At 48.9% G+C, this 19,773-nt stretch carries 9 protein-coding genes, 17 tRNA genes and 3 rRNA genes; 1 reads left to right on the top strand and 28 read right to left on the bottom strand.

Features of this window, described 5'->3' with window-relative positions; translation table 11 throughout:
* Positions 1 to 154: 154 nt before the first annotated feature.
* A complete protein-coding gene (locus AC1VYS_RS01555; protein ID WP_482912718.1) occupies positions 155 to 2,131 on the top strand; it encodes a methyl-accepting chemotaxis protein in 1,977 nt (658 codons plus the stop codon).
* A gap of 130 nt (positions 2,132 to 2,261) precedes the next feature.
* On the opposite strand, the gene AC1VYS_RS01550 is transcribed toward AC1VYS_RS01555, so the two are convergent.
* From AC1VYS_RS01550 to AC1VYS_RS01415, 28 genes are all read right to left on the bottom strand, one after another.
* Positions 2,262 to 3,263: a LacI family DNA-binding transcriptional regulator gene (locus tag AC1VYS_RS01550; protein ID WP_482912717.1), complete on the bottom strand. Its 1,002-nt coding sequence runs from the start codon at positions 3,261 to 3,263 to the stop codon at positions 2,262 to 2,264.
* A gap of 115 nt (positions 3,264 to 3,378) precedes the next feature.
* Complete coding sequence (iolB, locus tag AC1VYS_RS01545; protein ID WP_482912716.1) at positions 3,379 to 4,185, bottom strand: 5-deoxy-glucuronate isomerase; 807 nt, start codon at positions 4,183 to 4,185, stop codon at positions 3,379 to 3,381.
* Between the two features lie 108 nt (positions 4,186 to 4,293).
* On the bottom strand, positions 4,294 to 5,343 hold the full coding sequence (iolG, locus tag AC1VYS_RS01540) for an inositol 2-dehydrogenase (protein WP_482912715.1): 1,050 nt from the start codon (positions 5,341 to 5,343) through the stop codon (positions 4,294 to 4,296).
* 94 nt (positions 5,344 to 5,437) lie between these two features.
* Positions 5,438 to 6,913, bottom strand: a complete 1,476-nt coding sequence (locus AC1VYS_RS01535; protein ID WP_482912714.1) for a CoA-acylating methylmalonate-semialdehyde dehydrogenase — start codon at positions 6,911 to 6,913, stop codon at positions 5,438 to 5,440.
* Between the two features lie 133 nt (positions 6,914 to 7,046).
* Positions 7,047 to 8,057, bottom strand: a complete 1,011-nt coding sequence (gene iolC, locus AC1VYS_RS01530) for a 5-dehydro-2-deoxygluconokinase (protein WP_154985913.1) — start codon at positions 8,055 to 8,057, stop codon at positions 7,047 to 7,049.
* A 151-nt stretch (positions 8,058 to 8,208) separates the two neighbouring features.
* Positions 8,209 to 9,102 carry a myo-inosose-2 dehydratase gene (gene iolE, locus AC1VYS_RS01525; protein WP_482912713.1) on the bottom strand — a complete coding sequence of 298 codons (894 nt, stop codon included), beginning with the start codon at positions 9,100 to 9,102 and terminating at the stop codon, positions 8,209 to 8,211.
* A gap of 101 nt (positions 9,103 to 9,203) precedes the next feature.
* Positions 9,204 to 11,069, bottom strand: coding sequence for a 3D-(3,5/4)-trihydroxycyclohexane-1,2-dione acylhydrolase (decyclizing) (iolD, locus tag AC1VYS_RS01520; RefSeq protein ID WP_482912712.1), 1,866 nt, complete (start codon positions 11,067 to 11,069; stop codon positions 9,204 to 9,206).
* A gap of 510 nt (positions 11,070 to 11,579) precedes the next feature.
* A tRNA-Gly gene (locus AC1VYS_RS01515) sits at positions 11,580 to 11,650 on the bottom strand.
* 11 nt (positions 11,651 to 11,661) lie between these two features.
* Positions 11,662 to 11,735: transfer RNA gene (locus tag AC1VYS_RS01510), tRNA-Pro, on the bottom strand.
* A 7-nt stretch (positions 11,736 to 11,742) separates the two neighbouring features.
* Positions 11,743 to 11,821: transfer RNA gene (locus AC1VYS_RS01505), tRNA-Leu, on the bottom strand.
* A gap of 21 nt (positions 11,822 to 11,842) precedes the next feature.
* Positions 11,843 to 11,919: transfer RNA gene (locus AC1VYS_RS01500), tRNA-Arg, on the bottom strand.
* 6 nt (positions 11,920 to 11,925) lie between these two features.
* Positions 11,926 to 12,000, bottom strand: a tRNA-Gly gene (locus AC1VYS_RS01495).
* Positions 12,001 to 12,011: 11 nt separating this feature from the next.
* A tRNA-Leu gene (locus tag AC1VYS_RS01490) sits at positions 12,012 to 12,092 on the bottom strand.
* A gap of 12 nt (positions 12,093 to 12,104) precedes the next feature.
* Positions 12,105 to 12,177, bottom strand: a tRNA-Lys gene (locus tag AC1VYS_RS01485).
* A gap of 10 nt (positions 12,178 to 12,187) precedes the next feature.
* A tRNA-Tyr gene (locus AC1VYS_RS01480) sits at positions 12,188 to 12,273 on the bottom strand.
* Positions 12,274 to 12,279: 6 nt separating this feature from the next.
* Positions 12,280 to 12,355 (bottom strand) — tRNA-Thr (locus AC1VYS_RS01475).
* Between the two features lie 20 nt (positions 12,356 to 12,375).
* Positions 12,376 to 12,451 (bottom strand) — tRNA-Phe (locus AC1VYS_RS01470).
* Positions 12,452 to 12,614: 163 nt separating this feature from the next.
* Positions 12,615 to 12,692 (bottom strand) — tRNA-Asp (locus AC1VYS_RS01465).
* Positions 12,693 to 12,720: 28 nt separating this feature from the next.
* Positions 12,721 to 12,794 (bottom strand) — tRNA-Met (locus tag AC1VYS_RS01460).
* Between the two features lie 16 nt (positions 12,795 to 12,810).
* Positions 12,811 to 12,886 (bottom strand) — tRNA-Val (locus tag AC1VYS_RS01455).
* Between the two features lie 44 nt (positions 12,887 to 12,930).
* A tRNA-Glu gene (locus tag AC1VYS_RS01450) sits at positions 12,931 to 13,002 on the bottom strand.
* Between the two features lie 4 nt (positions 13,003 to 13,006).
* Positions 13,007 to 13,082 (bottom strand) — tRNA-Asn (locus AC1VYS_RS01445).
* A gap of 3 nt (positions 13,083 to 13,085) precedes the next feature.
* Positions 13,086 to 13,161, bottom strand: a tRNA-Ala gene (locus AC1VYS_RS01440).
* A 27-nt stretch (positions 13,162 to 13,188) separates the two neighbouring features.
* Positions 13,189 to 13,262, bottom strand: a tRNA-Ile gene (locus AC1VYS_RS01435).
* 35 nt (positions 13,263 to 13,297) lie between these two features.
* Positions 13,298 to 13,414, bottom strand: a 5S ribosomal RNA gene (gene rrf / locus AC1VYS_RS01430).
* Positions 13,415 to 13,553: 139 nt separating this feature from the next.
* A 23S ribosomal RNA gene (locus tag AC1VYS_RS01425) occupies positions 13,554 to 16,478 on the bottom strand.
* A gap of 338 nt (positions 16,479 to 16,816) precedes the next feature.
* A 16S ribosomal RNA gene (locus AC1VYS_RS01420) occupies positions 16,817 to 18,372 on the bottom strand.
* Together the 16S, 23S and 5S rRNA genes with 17 tRNA genes alongside form the textbook arrangement of a ribosomal RNA operon.
* Positions 18,373 to 19,051: 679 nt before the next feature.
* Complete coding sequence (locus tag AC1VYS_RS01415; RefSeq protein WP_482912711.1) at positions 19,052 to 19,606, bottom strand: GNAT family N-acetyltransferase; 555 nt, start codon at positions 19,604 to 19,606, stop codon at positions 19,052 to 19,054.
* Positions 19,607 to 19,773 lie beyond the last annotated feature (167 nt).

Below are 19,773 nucleotides of genomic sequence, written 5' to 3'. Positions count from 1 at the left end.
TACATATATCTGATTTGTTTATTATTTCATGACCTCCCCCTCTACCACTAAATAACAGGCTCACTTTAGTAAATGTTTCAATAGTATTTGTCGATATAATTTATAAGCTTCCACCATACTAAACACACACTATTTCTGGGGGTAAATATAAAATATGAGACTAAAATTGAAATTAATGTTAGCCTTCTCCATCACTGTTTTGGTCACTGCAGGTGCACTTGCACCACTTGGTTTAGTCCAAACCGAGAAACAGGCAACCCAAAGTGTGAACAATAAATTAAATGGACTAGTATCGAGTGCAACGTTTCAGTTAAATGGTTGGTTACATGGGAACGAGAAGTTAGTAGAAACGCTAGGATTAGTCATTCAAGAAGCTGTTCCTGCCTCTAATCTCAATGAAGATTATTTATCTATCATGTATAAGGGGACTAACTCCAATAACTTAGAAGACTTATATTACGGCAATGAAGACGGCCAGTTTATGAATGGTTCTGATTTTGAGCAGGCTGCAGACTATGACCCTAGAAAACGTTCCTGGTATAAAGAAGCCGTGCAAGCGGATAAACTGATTTTCACCGACCCCTACATTGATAACAAATCTAAACAATTTACGGTGTCTATTGCTATGCCCGTAAAAACAAGGAGCGGTACATTACAGGGCGTGGTGGCTTCTGACATCCTCCTTTCCAAACTAACCGATACAGTGAATCAGATTGATCTGGATGGATTAGGATATACCTTCATGCTCGACAAAAAGGGAGTTATTCTCGCTCATCCCGAGGCTGATCTCGCAAGTACTTCAGCAGCGGACAATGATCAATTAGGCCCTTTGCTCGCAGATATGCAGGCTAATGCATCAGGACAGAAGTCATTTCAATACAATGGTGAAAATCTGCTGCTCTATTTTAAACAAATCCCCACTACGGGTTGGATCGTCGGTTCAGTTATATCGGAGAAACTGGCCTACTCCGAGTATTATCAATTAAGGAATCAATATATCCTTATTATCGCAATTACATTGCTTACGGTACTAACGATAGCTTATTGGGTCGCAACGCGTTTTATCAAACCTCTTAAGCGACTGCAGTTCATGTCGGGTCAGATGTCCCACGGTGATTTTACGGGTCGGGTAGATGCTAAAGGTTCAGATGAATTTGCTGAACTTGGGGTTGCGTTTAATACGATGTCTGATCATCTCAGCGTACTACTGCAGAAGGTGAGAAGTTCTGCCGATCAGGTTCAAGATATCTCCATGGTTATGGAAAACCACACGGGTAACACCCAGCGTATTGCTGAACAGATTTTTATTGCTACAGATGAACTTGCCCAAGGATCAAGCAGTCAGGCAGAATCCGTCTATGAAGGATCGAACCGTCTAAGTGCCATGAGCCAGACGGTGAACGGTATCAATGACAATGTAGAGCAGTCTGTCATGATGATGCAGGAGGTTACAGAAGCGATGTCCGTGGGTTTACAATCTGTTGATGCTCAGGTAGCACTCGCCGAAGATAATCGCACTTCCATTGATAGAGTCGGCGGAGCTATTCATTTACTGGCAGAAAAATCTCAAAAAATTGAGAGTATCGCCAGCATGATTCGAGATATATCAGCACAGACCAACCTGCTTGCATTAAATGCTTCCATTGAAGCAGCCAGAGCGGGAACGCAGGGCAATGGATTTGCTGTTGTCGCTAACGAGGTTCGCAAATTGGCTGAGCAGTCCTCACAGTCTGTTGATAGTATTATTATTTTGCTTAATGAAATTCACACAGCAAGTGAACAAAGTGTAAATGAAGTAACTTCTGCCGAGCAAGCTATTCAACAGCAAGTAACTTCTGTTCACGAAATGCGAAATGTCTTCGCACGGATCAAACAATCCATAGATGGCATTGATCTTCAGGTAAGACATGTATCTGAAGCCACTACAGAACTCGATAATAATTCTGGAAAAATTTCAGAAGTTATCTCCAGTGTCGCTGCAATGTCGGAGCAGAGTGCTGCTTCCACAGAGGAAGTTGCATCTTCGACCCAAGAACAATTCAATTACATCACAACGATCTCGGAACGTTCTAAAGAGTTGTCCCACCATGCCAACACCCTGTTCGACGAAGTTAAGAAGTTTAAAATATAATCAACCTCTCTTTGAATGCAAATAAGCCGCGTCTCCTATAAAGGATCATGCGGCTTCTATTTGTATTCAAACTCATTTGATATGGAGGGCTAATCTCTGAACTCCATATCGCCGTCTTCTAAGAAAACCTTCACCTGAGTCCTGTCGTTTCCCTTACCACCAGTTCCGGCTTTAGAATTCGCTTCTGCGGTTCTTTGTTGTTATCCCTTAATTCTTCGATAAGGATATCGACGGCATAACGCCCAAGCTCCTCAATAGGCTGAGCAATCGTAGTCAATGGCGGACTCGTCACAGAAGCCAAAATCGTATTGTCGAATCCGATAATGGATACATCCTCAGGAACACGTAGTCCCCGTTCCTTGGCTGCTTGAATTGCACCAATCGCCTGTATGTCATTACAACAAAATATACCTGTAGCATGGTTTTGCTCACTGAGCAACCGCAATGCCTCATGTTTGGCAGAACTCAGATCAGCTGCAGATTCGCGAATCTGATCAGGCTCCAGTACATGTCCTGCTCGCTGTAGAGCTTCACGAAAGCCACGTACCCGCTCCTGACTGCTGCTGACTTTGGATGGCTCAGACAAGACCGCCAGACGCGTATGTCCAAGTTCAAGCAGATGCTCGGCGGCCAGAGTACCGCCAAGTATATCATCAATGGTGACCGTATGCACCGATAATGCGGGCATATGGCGGGCAATCAGCGCTACAGGCATCGACTGCTGCAAGAGCGGTGACAGAATTTCGGCATTCTCGATCCCGGTTCCGATCATCATGCCGTCGACTCTCTTTTGCTGCAACAAGTTCAGGTATCGCTCTACCCGCTCGTCCTTGTTATCCGTACTACAGATCACCACGCTATATCCCAACTGGCGGCTACGATCCTCTACTGCCCGGGCAAGTTCGGCAAAATACGGATTCGAAATATCCGGTACGAGCAGGCCTAGCGTATACGTCTGTTTACCTGTCAGTGCAGCAGCAATTGCACTCGGTTGATAGTGAAGCCGCTCCATGATCTCCATAATCTCGGCACGGCGCTTCTCGCTGATCTTGCCTTTGCCGTTAATCACCTGCGAGACGGTGGCAATCGATACCCCCGCCTCGCGTGCTATATCGTAAATGGTTGCTTTCATCGTTTTTCCCCATTTGTGCTATATATAAATTCATTATACATAGATGATTATTCTCTTCTTATTATGAAGGGGGAATACTGCTTACGCAATGCGAAGACAGAATTACTTATGACTTTTACTTTTTGAAAAGCCACTCATGATCCGGATCGTTATGGAATTTCCACGTTCGTGTCGGCCCTGCCATCACATTCAGATAATAGACTTCATATCCCGGAGGCGCACCTACCGGATGATATCCATTCGGCACAAGCACGACCTCGCCGTTTTTCACGGCAAGTGTCTCGTCCACAGAACGATCATCGGTGTACACGCGTTGAATGGCAAATCCCTGCTCCGGCTGCACACGGAAATAATACGTTTCCTCCAGCAGTGATTCATCCGGCAACGCATCCCGATCATGTTTATGCGGCGGATAGCTCGACCAGTGACCGTCCGGTGTGAACACTTCAACGACCAGCAGGCTGTCTGCTTCTTTTTGCTCCGGTAAAATGTTATGGATATGGCGCTCCAGATTGCCGTAACCGCGTCCTTCCACACCTACATCCTCAGGAGCGATCAAGCGTGAGGGATACGTACCTTTCCCTGGAGCAACGCAAATCGCGATCTCCAGCTCGGTAAGTGCCGTAACCTCAATCTGATCTGACGTGGACACATAGACGGAGTACGGAGGAATTTTTTCGAAAACGCTCATGCGTTTCCCGATATTCTCCCATGTATGCTCCCGAGTACTTACATTCGCAAGCCCGCTGAGAAGCACAACACAGAGCTCCTGATCTCCACTCTCACGGCTTAGCTTCTCCCCTGCTGCTAGTTTCGCAACCTGAAATCCGACGTATTCCCAGCCAGCAGATTCCGGAGTCACGGTCAATATTGTTCCGTCTGCCTCCGGGTTTGCGGCAGGTTTTACGATAAGTTCTGACATGTTGCCTTTCACTCCTTCCATACTCGTCTGCTATCACCTGATCTGATCCTTGTGTGACAGTATTGTTTATTTAATAAAAACTGCTTTGCAACTTCTACTAAATTCTAATTAGTTTGCCGGTTGCGTCTCACGCGATGCACCTGGAACTTCTGTCATCTTCACAGGTCTACCCTGCTCCATGGACATCTTGGCTGCCAAAGCGATCCGCTCCGCCTGTACTGCATCGTTACCGTCTACAATGACGGGTTTATCATGAATAATGGCATCAATAAATAGAGCAGTCTCCTGCACATACGCTTCATTGTAACGTTCCAGGAAGAAGTGCAGTGGTTTGTCGCGCATCAGTCCAGCTGCTGTGCTGATCTCCGCTGTATTCGGGTGGTCATTATCCGCCGAAGCGCTGCCCAGCGAACCGAATACTTCCACACGTTGATCATATCCGTACACTGCCTGACGGCTGTTGTCGATCACACCAATCGCTCCATTCGCAAACGTCAACGTAACGATGGCTGTATCTACATCACCATGCTCGGCGAATACCGGATTGATCAGCACCTTGCCTTTGGCGTAAACTTCCTCCACTTCACTGCCAGACAGAAAACGAGCCATATCGAAATCATGGATCATCATATCCATGAAAATTCCGCCGGATACCCGGATATATTCCGCAGGTGGTGGGCTCGGGTCACGAGAAGTAATCTTGAGAATATGTGGATCACCAATCGTGCCTTCCAGCACATGGGACCGTACTCTTCTGAAGTTATGGTCAAAACGGCGGTTAAACCCGATCTGAAGTTTCACGCCAGCCTTTGCTACAGCCGCTACAGCCGCTTCGGTCTGGGACAAGTCCATACTTACCGGCTTCTCACAGAAAATGTGTTTACCTGCTTGTGCCGCCTGCTCGATCAATGGTACATGTGTATCTGTTGAGGAACAGATCAATACTGCATCTATGTTTGGCATTGCAATCAGCTCACTGCTGTCCTTGGTGACAACAGAGATACCGCGCTCGGAGGCCCAAGCCTCCAGTTCAGGTCCTGCGAACAAATCACTGATCGCTACAATTTCGGCATGCGGGTTACGCAGCAAGTTGTCTGCATGGATTTTGCCGATACGTCCAGCACCGATAATGCCAATTCTTACTTTGTCCTTGCCCATTCCGTTATCCTCCCTATTTGCATCCCTATGGTGTCTGGGAACTGAGCCCTTGCTCAGCCCCTGTATTGCATGCTGTACGCTGTGCGTTGATTGATTACCAGCGTGTAGTTACCATTTTCTTGCGAGTGTAGAACTCCACACCATCCGTGCCGTTAGCATGCAGATCACCGTAGAAGGATTTCTTCCAACCGGAGAATGGGAAGAAGGCCATTGGTGCTGGTACACCCAGATTCACGCCCAGCATACCCGCTTCAATCGTTTCACGGAACTGGCGCATATTCGCACCGCTGCGAGTAAACAGACATGCCCCGTTAGCAAAGTCCGAACGGTTTGCCAGTTCTACCGCTTCTTCCAGTGTTTCTACTCTTGCCACCGAAAGAACAGGGGCAAAGATTTCATCTTTCCAGATTTTCATGGTGCTATCTACATGATCAAATACAGTTGGCCCTACAAAATAACCGGAGCCGTCTGTCGCCTGATCCTTGCGTCCATCCCGAATCAAGGTTGCGCCTTCCTGTTCACCTGACTCAATGTAACCCAGTGTACGCTCTTTGTGAGGTCCACGGATTACTGGTCCCAAGAATACACCTTCGTCCATGCCGTTACCGATGTTGATCCGGTCTGCCGCTTCCACCAGCTTTTGTACCAAGGCATCCGCCACATCGCCAACAGCGACAACTACGGAACAAGCCATGCAACGTTCGCCAGCTGATCCAAAGGCTGCACTTGTGATCTCTTTTACGGTCAGATCAAGGTCAGCATCCGGCATAACGATGGAGTGGTTCTTCGCACCAGCGAGTGCCTGAACACGTTTGCCGTGTGCAGAAGCTGTTTTGTAGATGTATTCAGCAACAGGTTGTGAACCGACAAAGGAAATAGCCGCAACTTCTTTATGCTCAAGCAATCCGTTTACAACGTCATGTGCACCGTGAACGATGTTGAGTACGCCGTCTGGAAGTCCCGCTTCTTTGAAAAGCTCTGCCAAACGTCCGGCCAGGAGCGGAGTACGCTCTGACGGCTTCAGAACAAATGTGTTACCGCAAGCAATCGCCAGCGGGAACATCCAGCAAGGTACCATCATCGGGAAGTTGAACGGAGTAATTCCGCCGATGACCCCGATTGGGTAACGGTACATGCCTGATTCTAGTCCTGTAGCGATGTCGGGCAGCTGTTTGCCCATCATGAGGTTCGGGGCACCTGCCGCGAACTCAACGCACTCAATCCCGCGCAATACTTCGCCATAAGCTTCGGCATAACTTTTACCGTTCTCCAGTGTCACCAGTTTGGCCAGCTCTTCCCAGTGCTCTACCAGCAGTTGCTGATAACGGAACAGAATGCGGGCACGGCGAGGAACCGGTGTGGTGCTCCATGATTTGAATGCTGTCCTTGCAGCCTGTACTGCCTGATCTACATCCGCTTGTTCAGACAATGGCACGTATGCAATAATCTCTTCTGTAGCCGGGTTAACAACTGCTTCGGTTCGTGTTGTCGTCGGGGTTACCCAAGTACCCCCGATCCAGTTCTGTACATTTGTCACTGTTGCAGACGCTTCTGAAGTCCCTTTTGCCATGTGTGTTGTCTCCCCTCGTTTATGTGCGTTTCTTCTATGCGTTTCTTTCCTATCCATTGCGTATTTTCGTATCACGAATTCCCATTGATCCAATATAGATCATCTAGAACAAAGCCATCTGTTTACGGCTGCATCAAGACGGAATAATCTCGCCCCGGTTGCAGCGTTCGATATACTCATTCACTTGTTCTACAGTCGGCATTGCATCCGAGCAGCTGTGACTGGAGATAACGATACTTGCTGCAGCACTTCCGTAGCCCATACTGCGCTCAATCGTCCAGCCTTGCATTAAGCCGTAGAGGAATCCCGCAGCGTAAGAGTCGCCTGCACCAAATGTTTTTACGACACGAGCAGGGTAACTGTTAGCCCGGTGTGAGAGCCCTTCACGCGTATACGCGATGGAACCTTCTTTTCCGTGCTTGATCACAACGATTTTCGCTGAAAAATCAAACCATTTCTGTGCCGTCACCTGATCATTATGATCGGGGTTGTTTTCAAATGTCTCCATCATGTCGAACTCTTCTCGTGTTCCCAGAATGATATCGCATTTTTCGGCAGCGAGATTATAATAGACTGCTGTCTCTTCATCTGATGTCCATGTATATGGACGGTAGTCCAGATCAAATACGATAACAGTGCCATGTTTTTTTGCATAAGTCAGAGCTTGAATAACAGCTTCTCGTGATGGACTCTGCGCGAGAGCGGTACCGGAAATCAACAGTACTTTGGAATCCGCAATTAGTTGCTCCTGTACCTCGCTGGCCTGCAATAACAGATCCGCTACATTGTCCCGGTACATCAGAATACTGCAATCTGTTGGGCTCTTGATTTCGGTAAAAGCTAGGCCCGTGACTGCCCCAGTGTTGTCCGTCACTACATTGGAGGTGTCGATCCCGTTCTTCTCCAGATAACTTTGGATAAACCTGCCCATCTGATCACCTGCAATTTTGCCGATGAAAGCTGTCTCCATACCAAGTCTGGACATGCCGATCGTAATATTGGCCGGAGAACCGCCAACGTATTTGGTGAACGTCATCGTCTCTTCCATCGGACGGTTGATCTCATTGGCATTCAAATCGATGCACAAGCGGCCAATGGCAGTGAAATCCTTTTTCCGGGATGCTGGAAAGGATACGTAAGTCATTGCGTTTGAGCCCCTTTCTATGGTGGAATCTCTTTTGATTAGGAGATAATTCTTACTCCATTTATATGAATTCATATTGGTTCTTTTTAATTTGCTACACATATAGATGCTAGGCTGGTTCACTGTCTTTAATTGCGGTGTCTTTACTGCCCTAGTACAGAGACTCCATGTAACTCAAAGAGCGTTTCGCATACTCATACGGATTATGAATGGCGGGATCTTGTTCTCCTTCGAGCATCGCCCAGCCGTTGTATCCGCGAGTGATCAGTTCCTGCAGAATCGGTGCAAAATCAATGCAACCATCTCCTGGTACCGTGAATACCCCCCTGCGAATACAGCCAACAAAGTCTGATTGCTCCGCTCGTGCCTGATCTAGCACATCCGGGCGAATATCCTTGAGATGGATGTAGGCAATCCGGTCGTAATGTTTACGCAGCACCTCAAGTGGATCAGCACCGCCATAATAGGCATGGCCTGTATCAAAGAGTAAGTAAACCAGTGATGGGTCTGTGAGCTCCATCAAACGGTCAATTTCCTCAGGTTGCTCAACTACCGTGCCTCCATGATGGTGATAGGTGAGCTTAAGGCCATGCTCCTGAGCAATGGCACCAGCTTGGTTCAAACCTTCAGCAAGAACATGCCATTCGGCATCGCTGAGTCTGAGCACTTCTTTTTCATGAGGTGTCCGTCTTGGATCAAAATGAAGTGACCCGCCAACCTCGGCTGTGCTAATGACCTTGCTGCCCATGGATTGCAGAAATTCAGCATGTCTGCGATAGTCGTCCAGTTCCGCTTGGCGATACGCCGGATCGGAGAATAGTACGGATTTCCACTGGGAGATCAGATTGATATTCCGCTTGCTCAGTTCCTCACGCAGTGCAGCGGGATCGGTCGGATACTTTCGTCCCATCTCAGTACCCGTCAATCCCAGACGCTGAATATCGTCCAAAATCTGGGCACACGTTGTATCATCACCATGTTCCTTCACATCTTCGCCGACCCAATTGATCGGATGAATCCCAAGCTGGAATGGCAGCTTGCTCATGGTTCCACGGCTCCTTTTGTTGTTCAGCTTTGTCAGACTTTATCTTTATGAGAAGAGATTTATTTATAAAATAAATGAGTAGATGAGATTAGTAGCGTGAATTACACCAGTTTTGCTTTACCACGATTTGATTTCATCGTCTCGTGGGCACGAACTACTTTTTCCTCAACAGATACTTCAGGCACCCCGACATTCCACCATGACTCATATCCGCCCGTGTTGGTCCCCGGTACAACCGGAATTTCAATCAATGTTGTTACCGTCTCGTTCTTGGCATCCCGAAGTGCCTGTTCCAGTTGCTCTGCGGTTTCTGCGCGATATGCTTTCGCTCCCATACTACGAGCGTGAGCCGCAAAATCCATAGGCATATACTCACCCGTCAAACGACCGCTCTCTGTTTCCCGATAACGGAACTCGTTCCCAAACCCGTCACTGCCGTGCTCACGTTGCAGATTATGAATGCACTGGAAGCCATTATTATTAAATAAAAGAACCGTCATTTTCTTCTGTTCCTGCAGACTTGTAACCAGTTCCGAATGCAACATCAGGTAACTGCCGTCACCTACCATGGCATATACTTCACGATCCGGCTCCGCGAGCGCCGCGCCGAATGCACCACTAACCTCATATCCCATGCAGGAGAACCCATACTCCATGTGATAAGTCTTCGGCTCAGCAGTGCGCCACAAACGATGCAAGTCCCCTGGGAGACTACCTGCTGCACAGACAATTACGGAGGATGGATCAATCGTGCGATTCACGATACCAATGGCTTTCGTCTGCGCTAAACCAGCTTCATGCTCTGCAGCGTAGAGTCGATCGACTTCTGTATTCCATTGATCACGGAGATCAGCCACTTCGGATGCACCGTATGCACTGTTATACTGTTGTGCCTTCAATTCTTGTTGCAACGCCTGCAAGCCTTCACGGGCATCAGCCAGAATAGCTTCCCCGCCTAACTTAGCAGCATCCATACTATTCAAGTTGATGTTGATAAAGGATACTTCTGGATTTTGAAACGCAGCATGTGACGCCGTGGTAAAATCAGAAAACCTTGTCCCCACGCCGATCACGACATCTGCTTCTTTAGCCAAGCGATTGGCAGCCAGAGAACCGGTAACCCCGATGGCCCCCACATTAAGCGGATGTTCCCAAGATACTGCGCTCTTGCCAGCCTGCGTCTCAGCGATCGGAATACCGAAAGCTTCTGCGAACTCGATCAGTTGTGCAGATGCCTCAGAGTACAGCACCCCACCGCCTGCAACGAGCAGGGGCTTTTTGCTACGGGCGATCTGCTTCGTTGCCCGTTCAATGGCTGCTGGAACCGGAGGCCGGCGATCCAGGTAATGTACTTTCCGGGCAAAGAACGATTCCGGATAGTCGTATGCTTCTGCCTGTACATCCTGTGGCAGTGCCAGTGTAACAGCTCCGGTCTCAGCTGGGTCAGTCAGTACACGCATTGCATGTGTAACAGCAACCATTAGCTGTTCAGGGCGCACGATGCGGTCCCAGTATTTGCTGACTGCTTTGAATGGATCTGTAGCAGATATCGTATAGTCACTGCTTACTTCGAGTTGTTGTAATACCGGATCTGGCTCTCGCGTAGCAAAGTTATCTCCTGGGAGAAGCAATACCGGAATGCGGTTCACCGTTGCTGTTGCTGCGGCAGTAATCATATTCAATGCACCAGGGCCAATAGACGTAGTGCATGCGTAGATCTGTTTGCGGTTCTTCTGTTTGGCATAAGCTGCAGCTGTGTGCACCATACCTTGTTCGTTTTTACCTTGCATATACGTCAAGCTTCCAGGGCTACGTTCTAATGCTTCCCCGATGCCTGTTACATTGCCGTGTCCAAATATTCCGATAATACCTTTTACAAACTTGGTTTCTACCCCATCTACCGAGATATACTGCTGATCCAGGTATCGAAGCAAGGCCTGAGCCATCGTTAATCGAATCGTTGTCATGAATTGATCGCCATCCTTTCCTTTACGGGTTAAGCGCTTAATCTAAGTTAAGTTTAAGCGCCTTCCCCCTAAAGGTTAAGCGCTTAATTCATATGGTATTACAGGCTGAGTAATTTCGCAAGCTATTTTTGTAAGCGTTTTATTAAAATTGGACTTGATTTGCGTGAAATAAGGGGTGAGAAAGTACGAATCAGGGGGATTATTATCCGTCCGATGCTAAGGTAATGGCTGGAGGAATATAAGGTATACATGATCAACAAATTTTATATAAGAAACTCGCATGTTATTAAAGCGCATGGTCGGTTTGAAGGGGATCAAGAGTAATCCAAAAATTCAACTTGGAGTGTAACAAGAGAGTTCGCTGAATGTGGATTGAATGTTAATTGAGAAAATAGCTGAAGAGTATGACGGAGACTTGGCCACATAATATAGCAAAAGGGGACTAACTTCTTGTTCATGCAAAAAAAGAAAGAGAACACAGATTGTGTCTCTTTCTTCTTCAATATATAAAGCGGGTGATGGGAATCGAACCCACGCTATTAGCTTGGAAGGCTAAAGTTCTACCATTGAACTACACCCGCATAAACCAAAATCGGGATGACACGATTTGAACATGCGACCCCCTGGTCCCAAACCAGGTGCTCTACCAAGCTGAGCTACATCCCGTTAAATATACCGGCGAGAGGACTCGAACCTCCACGGTTTCCCACTCGATTTTGAGTCGAGCGCGTCTGCCATTCCGCCACGCCGGCATAGTTTAAATTTAGTTATAATGGCGCGCCCTGAGAGATTCGAACTCCCGGCCTTTTGATTCGTAGTCAAACGCTCTATCCAGCTGAGCTAAGGGCGCAAATATTGGAGCGGAAGACGGGAATCGAACCCGCGACCCTCGCCTTGGCAAGGCGATGCTCTACCGCTGAGCCACTTCCGCAAAATAAGGGATGCGCGTGGAGGGACTTGAACCCCCACGTCAAAGACGCTAGATCCTAAGTCTAGTGCGTCTGCCAATTCCGCCACACGCGCATATAGTAAAAGTGAGTCATGAAGGATTCGAACCTTCGACACCCTGATTAAAAGTCAGGTGCTCTACCAACTGAGCTAATGACTCATAATAAAACTGGTGGAGGATGATGGATTCGAACCACCGAACCCGTACGGGAGCAGATTTACAGTCTGATGCGTTTGGCCACTTCGCTAATCCTCCATAAAGTGGTGCCGGCGAGAGGACTTGAACCCCCAACCTACTGATTACAAGTCAGTTGCTCTACCAGTTGAGCTACACCGGCGTATCAAATTGTTATGTTCATGGTGGCTCGGGACGGAATCGAACCGCCGACACGAGGATTTTCAGTCCTCTGCTCTACCGACTGAGCTACCGAGCCATATTAAAATTTGCTCCAAGATGGATTCCTATCCTTGATTCTAATAAAAATGGCGGAACCGACGGGATACTCTCACTTCGTTCGAGACTGCGAAGCAGATGCTCTCGAAGTAAATGCTCCGACGAACCCAAAAACGGATTCTCATCCCTGAAGCTGGTAAAGATGGCGGAACCGACGGGATTCGAACCCGCGATCTCCTGCGTGACAGGCAGGCATGTTAGGCCAACTACACCACGGTTCCAGATCACTTTCGGTTAGGAAAGCTACAATTGCGGGGGCAGGATTTGAACCTGCGGCCTTCGGGTTATGAGCCCGACGAGCTACCGGGCTGCTCCACCCCGCGTCATTAGAAAAATATATGGTGGAGGCTGAGGGGATCGAACCCCCGACCCTCTGCTTGTAAGGCAGATGCTCTCCCAGCTGAGCTAAGCCTCCATCTTTGGGATTCTCATCCCTAATTAAAACATTAGATAAAACTATGACCCGTAGGGGATTCGAACCCCTGTTACCTCCGTGAAAGGGAGGTGTCTTAACCCCTTGACCAACGGGCCTTAATGGCTCCCCGAACAGGACTCGAACCTGTGACAACTCGATTAACAGTCGAGTGCTCTACCAACTGAGCTATCAGGGAAAATGGTGGAGCCAAGCGGGATCGAACCGCTGACCTCCTGCTTGCAAGGCAGGCGCTCTCCCAGCTGAGCTATGGCCCCATACATGTATTTCTTATTTAATTACTATGGGCCTTGGTGGACTCGAACCACCGGCCTCACCCTTATCAGAGGTGCGCTCTAACCAACTGAGCTAAAGGCCCCTATCATTCGAAAAAAAATACCCCATTGGGGTTCCGCTTGGCGGCGTCCTACTCTCCCAGGACCCTGCGGTCCAAGTACCATCGGCGCTAGAGGGCTTAACGGTCGTGTTCGGGATGGGTACGTGTGGAACCCCTCCGCCATCGCCACCAAACGGGCATTTGTTTCACAAATGCGTTCGCGTTCCATTCGGTCCCTCACCGCAGTGTGGATGAATGGTTCAGCGCTTCCTCAGAGTGTTGTTCTCTGAAAACTAGATTCGAAACGAAACTCACGCGACTCAAAACTTGCTATTGGATAAGCCCTCGACCGATTAGTACTGGTCAGCTCCATGCATTGCTGCACTTCCACCCCCAGCCTATCTACCTCGTCGTCTTCAAGGGGTCTTACATACTGGGAAATCTCATCTTGAGGGGGGCTTCACGCTTAGATGCTTTCAGCGCTTATCCCGTCCGTACATAGCTACCCAGCGGTGCTCCTGGCGGAACAACTGGTACACCAGCGGTACGTCCATCCCGGTCCTCTCGTACTAAGGACAGCTCCTCTCAAATTTCCTACGCCCACGACAGATAGGGACCGAACTGTCTCACGACGTTCTGAACCCAGCTCGCGTACCGCTTTAATGGGCGAACAGCCCAACCCTTGGGACCTACTTCAGCCCCAGGATGCGATGAGCCGACATCGAGGTGCCAAACCTCCCCGTCGATGTGGACTCTTGGGGGAGATAAGCCTGTTATCCCCAGGGTAGCTTTTATCCGTTGAGCGATGGCCCTTCCATGCGGTACCACCGGATCACTAAGCCCGACTTTCGTCCCTGCTCGACTTGTAGGTCTCGCAGTCAAGCTCCCTTATGCCTTTGCACTCTTCGAATGATTTCCAACCATTCTGAGGGAACCTTTGGGCGCCTCCGTTACTCTTTAGGAGGCGACCGCCCCAGTCAAACTGCCCACCTGACACTGTCCCCGTACCCGATGAGGGCACCAGGTTAGAACCTAGATACGATCAGGGTGGTATCCCAACGGTGCCTCCACGCAAGCTGGCGCTCACGCTTCAAAGGCTCCCACCTATCCTGTACAGATCGTACCCAAATTCAATATCAAGCTGCAGTAAAGCTCCATGGGGTCTTTCCGTCTTGTCGCGGGTAACCTGCATCTTCACAGGTATTAAAATTTCACCGGATCTCTCGTTGAGACAGCGCCCAAGTCGTTACGCCATTCGTGCGGGTCAGAATTTACCTGACAAGGAATTTCGCTACCTTAGGACCGTTATAGTTACGGCCGCCGTTTACTGGGGCTTCGGTTCACAGCTTCGGATTACTCCTAACCACTCCCCTTAACCTTCCAGCACCGGGCAGGCGTCAGCCCGTATACTTCGCCTTACGGCTTCGCACAGACCTGTGTTTTTGCTAAACAGTCGCTTGGGCCTTTTCACTGCGGCCCCCTCGTGCTATTCACACTACCGGGGCACCCCTTCTCCCGAAGTTACGGGGTCATTTTGCCGAGTTCCTTAACGAGAGTTCTTCCGCGCGCCTTAGAATTCTCTTCTCGCCTACCTGTGTCGGTTTGCGGTACGGGCACCTTCATCTGGCTAGAGGCTTTTCTTGGCAGTGTGAGATCATGACCTTCGCTACTGTAATTTTCACTCCCCATCACAGCTCAGCCTTACGATGTGCGGATTTGCCTACACATCAGCCTCACTGCTTGGACAGGCATCCATCAGCCTGCGTCACTACCCTACTGCGTCCCCCCATCGCTCGTAACGATTTACGGTGGTACAGGAATTTCGACCTGTTGTCCTTCGACTACGCCTTTCGGCCTCGCCTTAGGTCCCGACTTACCCTGAGCGGACGAGCCTTCCTCAGGAACCCTTAGGCTTTCGGCGGATCAGATTCTCACTGATCTTTTCGTTACTCATACCGGCATTCTCACTTGTATAATGTCCAGCGCTCCTTACGGTACACCTTCAACCCTTATACAACGCTCCCCTACCCCTGATGCAAGCATCAAGCCATAGCTTCGGTGGTGTGTTTAGCCCCGTTACATTTTCGGCGCAGAGTCACTCGACCAGTGAGCTATTACGCACTCTTTCAATGGTGGCTGCTTCTAAGCCAACATCCTGGTTGTCTGTGCAACTCCACATCCTTTCCCACTTAACACACACTTGGGGACCTTAGCTGATGGTCTGGGCTGTTTCCCTTTTGACAATGGATCTTAGCACTCACTGTCTGACTCCCGGAAGTAAGTCTATGGCATTCGGAGTTTGACTGAGCTTGGTAACCCTTGCGGGCCCCGCACCCAATCAGTGCTCTACCTCCACGACTCTGTTTTCCGAGGCTAGCCCTAAAGCTATTTCGGGGAGAACCAGCTATCTCCGAGTTCGATTGGAATTTCTCCGCTACCCCCACCTCATCCCCGCATTTTTCAACATGCGTGGGTTCGGGCCTCCAGTGCGTGTTACCGCACCTTCACCCTGGACAGGGGTAGATCACCCGGTTTCGGGTCTACGTCCACGTACTCATTCGCCCTATTCAGACTCGCTTTCGCTGCGGCTCCGGCTCTTCACCTTAACCTTGCACGGGAACGTAACTCGCCGGTTCATTCTACAAAAGGCACGCCATCACCCCTAAAACGGGCTCTGACTTTTTGTAAGCACACGGTTTCAGGTTCTATTTCACTCCCCTTCCGGGGTGCTTTTCACCTTTCCCTCACGGTACTGCTTCACTATCGGTCGCTAGGAAGTATTTAGCCTTGGCAGATGGTCCTGCCGGATTCATACGGGGTTTCACGTGCCCCGCACTACTCGGGATCCGTCTCGGAGGGAACAGACTTTCAATTACAGGGCTTTTACCTTCTTTGGCGGGCCTTTCCAGACCTCTTCGCTTAACCGGTTCCTTTGTAACTCCATGTGAGACGTCCCACAACCCCAAAGAGCAAGCCCCTTGGTTTGGGCTTCTCCGCGTTCGCTCGCCGCTACTGACGGAATCACTATTGTTTTCTCTTCCTCAGGGTACTTAGATGTTTCAGTTCCCCTGGTATGCCTCACACTAACCTATGTATTCAGTTAGGTGTAACTGGAAATTACCCCAGCTGGGTTTCCCCATTCGGACATCCCCGGATCAAAGCTTGCTTACAGCTCCCCGAGGCAGTTTCGTTGTTCGCCACGTCCTTCATCGGCTCCTAGCGCCTAGGCATCCTCCGTGTGCTCTTAGTAGCTTAACCAGGTCGCTCGTGTTCGAGCTGTCTCTTCCCTTGTTTTGGACTACGTCCAAAGCCAAAAGTCGCTCCATTTCGATCACTCGCTCCAGCAATCTACCGTTTTTATTGAAACTTGTTGAACACAAGTTCAGCTAAAAAGGAATGTTCTAATTCGCGTTTGTTTCGTTTCGATATCTAGTTTTCAAAGAACAAATCGTTTGGTTCGGGCCGTTCACAGATGTGTCGGTCGAATAAACGAGTTGGTTTGAGAGTTTGAGCTCTCAAAACTGAGCAACGAGTGAGTGGTTTGCAGCTGAGCTGCATATTTGAATGTCTTCATTGCAGAAGACGATTCTCCATAGAAAGGAGGTGATCCAGCCGCACCTTCCGATACGGCTACCTTGTTACGACTTCACCCCAATCATCTATCCCACCTTCGGCGGCTGGCTCCTTGCGGTTACCCCACCGACTTCGGGTGTTATAAACTCTCGTGGTGTGACGGGCGGTGTGTACAAGACCCGGGAACGTATTCACCGCGGCATGCTGATCCGCGATTACTAGCAATTCCGACTTCATGCAGGCGAGTTGCAGCCTGCAATCCGAACTGAGACCGGCTTTGGTGGGATTGGCTCCATCTCGCGATTTCGCTGCCCGTTGTACCGGCCATTGTAGTACGTGTGTAGCCCAGGTCATAAGGGGCATGATGATTTGACGTCATCCCCACCTTCCTCCGGTTTGTCACCGGCAGTCTATCTAGAGTGCCCACCCGAAGTGCTGGCAACTAAATATAAGGGTTGCGCTCGTTGCGGGACTTAACCCAACATCTCACGACACGAGCTGACGACAACCATGCACCACCTGTCTCAACTTTCCCCGAAGGGCACCTGATGCATCTCTGCTTCGTTAGTTGGATGTCAAGACCTGGTAAGGTTCTTCGCGTTGCTTCGAATTAAACCACATACTCCACTGCTTGTGCGGGTCCCCGTCAATTCCTTTGAGTTTCAGTCTTGCGACCGTACTCCCCAGGCGGAGTGCTTAATGTGTTAACTTCGGCACCAAGGGTATCGAAACCCCTAACACCTAGCACTCATCGTTTACGGCGTGGACTACCAGGGTATCTAATCCTGTTTGCTCCCCACGCTTTCGCGCCTCAGCGTCAGTTACAGCCCAGAGAGTCGCCTTCGCCACTGGTGTTCCTCCACATCTCTACGCATTTCACCGCTACACGTGGAATTCCACTCTCCTCTTCTGCACTCAAGTCACACAGTTTCCAGTGCGATCCGGGGTTGAGCCCCGGGATTAAACACCAGACTTACATGACCGCCTGCGCGCGCTTTACGCCCAATAATTCCGGACAACGCTTGCCCCCTACGTATTACCGCGGCTGCTGGCACGTAGTTAGCCGGGGCTTTCTTCTCAGGTACCGTCACCTTGAGAGCAGTTACTCTCCCAAGCGTTCTTCCCTGGCAACAGAGCTTTACGATCCGAAAACCTTCATCACTCACGCGGCATTGCTCCGTCAGGCTTTCGCCCATTGCGGAAGATTCCCTACTGCTGCCTCCCGTAGGAGTCTGGGCCGTGTCTCAGTCCCAGTGTGGCCGATCACCCTCTCAGGTCGGCTACGCATCGTCGCCTTGGTGAGCCGTTACCTCACCAACTAGCTAATGCGCCGCAGGCCCATCCCCAAGTGACAGATTGCTCCGTCTTTCCAGTTCTCTTCAGGCGAAGAAAACAAGTATTCGGTATTAGCTACCGTTTCCGGTAGTTGTCCCAAGCTTGAGGGCAGGTTGCCTACGTGTTACTCACCCGTCCGCCGCTAAGTATCAGGAAAGCAAGCTTTCCTTCAACTCCGCTCGACTTGCATGTATTAGGCATGCCGCCAGCGTTCGTCCTGAGCCAGGATCAAACTCTCCAATAAAGTATTGAAAAGAGCGATAAGCTCATTTTGAATCTGACGAGATTAAAAATCTCAATTGTGTTCCAGTTTTCATACAGCCGGATGGCATGTACCAAAACCTTCACGTTCATTCTGCAAGCAGAATGTTTTACTCACTCGTTGTTCAGTTTTCAAAGATCAAACTTGTTTAGTCGCCGTCACTCTTTCGCTTCAGCAACTTTTATATCATAACATTTCCGAACCGACTTTGCAAGCTCTTTTTTCAAGTTTCTTTCGAAGCTTATTTTCATTTGCTTGCCGCACCGTATAAACCGTGTTTTCTTGGCCGGATTTAGAATATATCATAACATACAACTCTTTGACAACTTGTAAAATATCCCAAACAGTGTCCATCTATAAGAGCATTAATATTTCAACTCCAACAAGCTTGTATAACGACTATTGAAGCTACGCCTTATGCTGCATTCTTTTACACACCTTACATACTCCACTTACACTTCAATTACATACGAAAGACTTACTCTTTAAATCTATCCAAGTAATCCAAATAGAATAGACAAGCCCATGTATACTTAATGATTATCCTCTAGCCTATACTCATCACGCGACCCTCTCATCCATTATTATAGATAAAGCTATCCAAGGTAGCATGTACTTCGTTTATTCTAATTTTTTTAACAACCACACTTGCTCCCCCCTCCTATCTAACTCCATCGGCAAATCTGCCCATCACAACGGTATCGTAATAATGCCCGTCAGCATGTCTTCTATCCCTTTTTAGAATACCTTCTTTTTCAAAACCGTTCGCCTCATACAATCGTATTGCCTTATCATTCGTTGCAAGCACCTTTAAAGTTACCTTTTCGATCCCGTTTTCATCTGCCCATTGTAATGAAGATTTCAGCATCTCTCTGCCTATACCATATCCCCAGTATGACTGGGCCACACATACACCGAACTCTACCTGGTGTGAGAAACGCTTCAACTCTGATCCGGCACACCTGCAGTACCCGACAATGCTGCCTGATGTCACAGCAACGAGGAACAGCTTGTTACGCTTTTCTGAGTCCATGCGAATGAGCTCTTTGAAACCCGCAGCATCAATGTAAGCTTCTCCCGCTTCACGATCCATGTTTTCCGTTTCTCCATCCAGGCGCACACGAAGTGAGCTTAAGGTATCCGCATCCTTTTCCTCGGCTGAACGAATAATATACTGTATCCCTTTGATTTCATATTCCCGCACATTAAAAATCATCTCGATTTAATCATGCCCTTCACTCCATAGTAAAATTAATATGTGATCCGTTCCGCTTAGAACGTACTCCAAGCCCTCCTTGCTGACCTCTACTTAAATACATATCCCTCATATTATTAACTTGATTCGCTGTGACATAAAATTCAATCACCACCTTGCATATCCAA

The organism is Paenibacillus sp. G34, assembly GCF_056856875.1.
Note: the sequence above shows the minus strand (reverse complement) of the source record. Positions and strands in the feature narration are given on the sequence as shown.

Excerpts from the sequence above, each read along its gene's own strand:
- AC1VYS_RS01555 (WP_482912718.1), top strand. The coding sequence starts at position 155 with ATGAGACTAAAATTGAAATTAATGTTAGCCTTCTCCATCACTGTTTTG.
- AC1VYS_RS01550 (WP_482912717.1), bottom strand. The coding sequence starts at position 3,263 with ATGAAAGCAACCATTTACGATATAGCACGCGAGGCGGGGGTATCGATT.
- iolB (WP_482912716.1), bottom strand. The coding sequence starts at position 4,185 with ATGTCAGAACTTATCGTAAAACCTGCCGCAAACCCGGAGGCAGACGGA.
- iolG (WP_482912715.1), bottom strand. The coding sequence starts at position 5,343 with ATGGGCAAGGACAAAGTAAGAATTGGCATTATCGGTGCTGGACGTATC.
- AC1VYS_RS01535 (WP_482912714.1), bottom strand. The coding sequence starts at position 6,913 with ATGGCAAAAGGGACTTCAGAAGCGTCTGCAACAGTGACAAATGTACAG.
- iolC (WP_154985913.1), bottom strand. The coding sequence starts at position 8,057 with ATGACTTACGTATCCTTTCCAGCATCCCGGAAAAAGGATTTCACTGCC.
- iolE (WP_482912713.1), bottom strand. The coding sequence starts at position 9,102 with ATGAGCAAGCTGCCATTCCAGCTTGGGATTCATCCGATCAATTGGGTC.
- iolD (WP_482912712.1), bottom strand. The coding sequence starts at position 11,069 with ATGACAACGATTCGATTAACGATGGCTCAGGCCTTGCTTCGATACCTG.
- AC1VYS_RS01415 (WP_482912711.1), bottom strand. The coding sequence starts at position 19,606 with ATGATTTTTAATGTGCGGGAATATGAAATCAAAGGGATACAGTATATT.